Here is a 2,226-nt window from a genome sequence, read left to right as displayed (position 1 = left end):
GATAGTCGGCAGTTTGGGCAGGGGTACTACTCAGACGATCCAGGACGTGCTCGGGGGCTTTAATCTGGGATCATGGTTCCTGAGGATCGGGGAGATCCTGCTCGGGCTGGTCCTTATCGGAGTGGGGGCTGGCAAAGATTACTAACGCCGCACCACCACGTACTGCACGATCGAGAGCGAGGACAACCTCTTCGTCTACTACAACGGCGGCGGGGCATACGCCAACCCGGCCGGCACCCGGTTCACCTGGGAAGGGGAAGACGGGCAGTGGGGCTTCCTCATCAACGCGGCGGGCCAGTGCATGCAGTGGTCGAACAGCCTCGACCAGCTCCAGGCCAACAGTGCCTGCCAGGCCGGGAACGGCGCCCAGTATTTCTGGCCGTACGCCGGGGCGCCGGTACTGCGGTGCGGAGTGCCGGAAACTGGCCGGCAATGTTGACCGAGCGTGGAAACGGTACGGGGTGCTTGCGCCGCTCCGGGCGCGGTCTTACCGTGTCGCCAGTAGCCCGGAGTCATCAGGAGATTACGCGCCCGTCGCCCTTGAGGACTGGCCCGGCGGAGGCGAATACGGGGCCTTTGCCGCGTGGCCGTAATACCTCCCAGGAGGTGACGACAGATGGCACAGGCAGTTAACACGGTCCCGGCTATGTCGCTAATCGTGCAGATGGCGAACTGCGCGAAATACAGCCTGGTACAGCTCCGCCATTTCCAGGGGCGCGAGATAAGCGCGACTCCCAAAGAGGCCGAGATGCTACTTAGGCAGGCAGACGCTATGCACAAGCTCGCTGACCAGTGGAAAGAGCTTGTCAGTGGCAGCGTTTAGATAGTGTGACGCAGGTCACATTTCCCGAGGAATGTATTTCAACATCATCCGGTTAGACAAGCTTGTCTCCGCCCTCCGGTCTAGATACCCGAAGGAGCGCACCTCTCAGGCCGTTGATAAAGCCGAGATTAAGCGCTCGCGGTAACCCCTCACATGATGGACATTCCCCGCTCCGCCGTGCTCGGCGCCCTGGCGCTCGCGGTCGCAGGATGCGCCGCAGCACCGGGGAGGGTGACCGGCTCCGACGGTCAGGGGTCATGACGATGCAAGGCGAGTCCGCTGAGCGCCAGCCTGCGCCCCCAGGGAACACCGGGCCAGCCCCGCCGCCTCCGCCTCCGCCTCCGCCTCCGCCTCCGCCCCGGGCGCCGTGGGGTCGTGCTCCTGGTCGCGGTGCTGTGCATATGGGCCGTGTGGAAGATCGAAACCAATGAGGCGGCCAGGAACAGCCCCCCGGCCGCGTGTCAGCTCCCCGGCGGCACATGGAACGCGTGGGACGGGTGGCACTGCTACTGAGCGGCCGATCACCCGGCCATGGCCGCCAACGGCACGCCTCTGCCCGGCAGGCCGGTTCGGCGGGGGCAAGCCGCCCTATGGCTGCCTGGCCGTCCCGGTGCAGGGCGGCAAGGGATGGACGCTCATTGAAGACCCGGACACAGCTCCGCTCGTCCGCGAGGCCGTGCGCCGCGTGATCGCCGGGGAGGCGGCCAACTCGGTGGTTGCGGACTTCAACCGCCGGGGCATCCCGGCGCCTATCGACAGCCGCCGCAAGGAGCCGCAGGGTACGCCGTGGCGCGCTGCGTCTATGCGCCGGATGCTGCGCTCTCCCGCGCTGCTCGGGTACGCGGTGCACCAGGGCCGCACAGTGGCGGGGGATGATGGCATGCCCGTGCGCCGGGGTGCTCGGCTGATCCCTCAGCACGATTTTGACCGCCTCCAGCGGGCCATGGATGTGCTGGCCACGGGGCCGCTGACGCGCACCCAGACACCGAGCTTGCTGCTCGGCGTCGCGTTCTGCGGCCGGTGCGCCGACCCGGACGACTCAGCCAGCGCGGCCCGGCTCTACCGGGGTACGCGGGGCACGTGGAAAGGCCCGCGGATTGCCCAGTACACCTGCGCGCGGGCATCCCGGCCCGCCGAGTACGAAGGGCAGTGCCGCGCGCCCTCGATCCTGGCCGCGCCCCTCGATGAGCTGGCCGGCGGCCTGTTCGTCATGCTCAGCGGTGATGAGGAAGTGACCGAGCAGGTATGGATAGCCGGGGAGGATCACACAGAGGAAGAGGCGCAGGTCAGGGCCGCGCTGGCGTCCGTCCGCGCCGAGTATGACCGTGGCGCCTACTCCTACCCCGGCGGCCAGGCCGACTATGACACCCGCGTTGACCGGCTCAGTGCGCGCCTGGCGGACG

At 67.6% G+C, this 2,226-nt stretch carries 1 protein-coding gene; it reads left to right on the top strand.

Features of this window, described 5'->3' with window-relative positions; genetic code table 11:
* Positions 1-1,433 precede the first annotated feature (1,433 nt).
* Positions 1,434-2,226 (top strand): recombinase family protein (locus tag WCB02_RS17985; RefSeq protein WP_423960057.1); only part of this gene is annotated, 793 nt, incomplete at its 3' end.

It is taken from the genome of Bradyrhizobium sp. (genome assembly GCF_049581145.1).
GTDB lineage: Bacteria > Pseudomonadota > Alphaproteobacteria > Rhizobiales > Xanthobacteraceae > Bradyrhizobium.
This window is presented reverse-complemented; position numbering and strand designations above follow the sequence as displayed.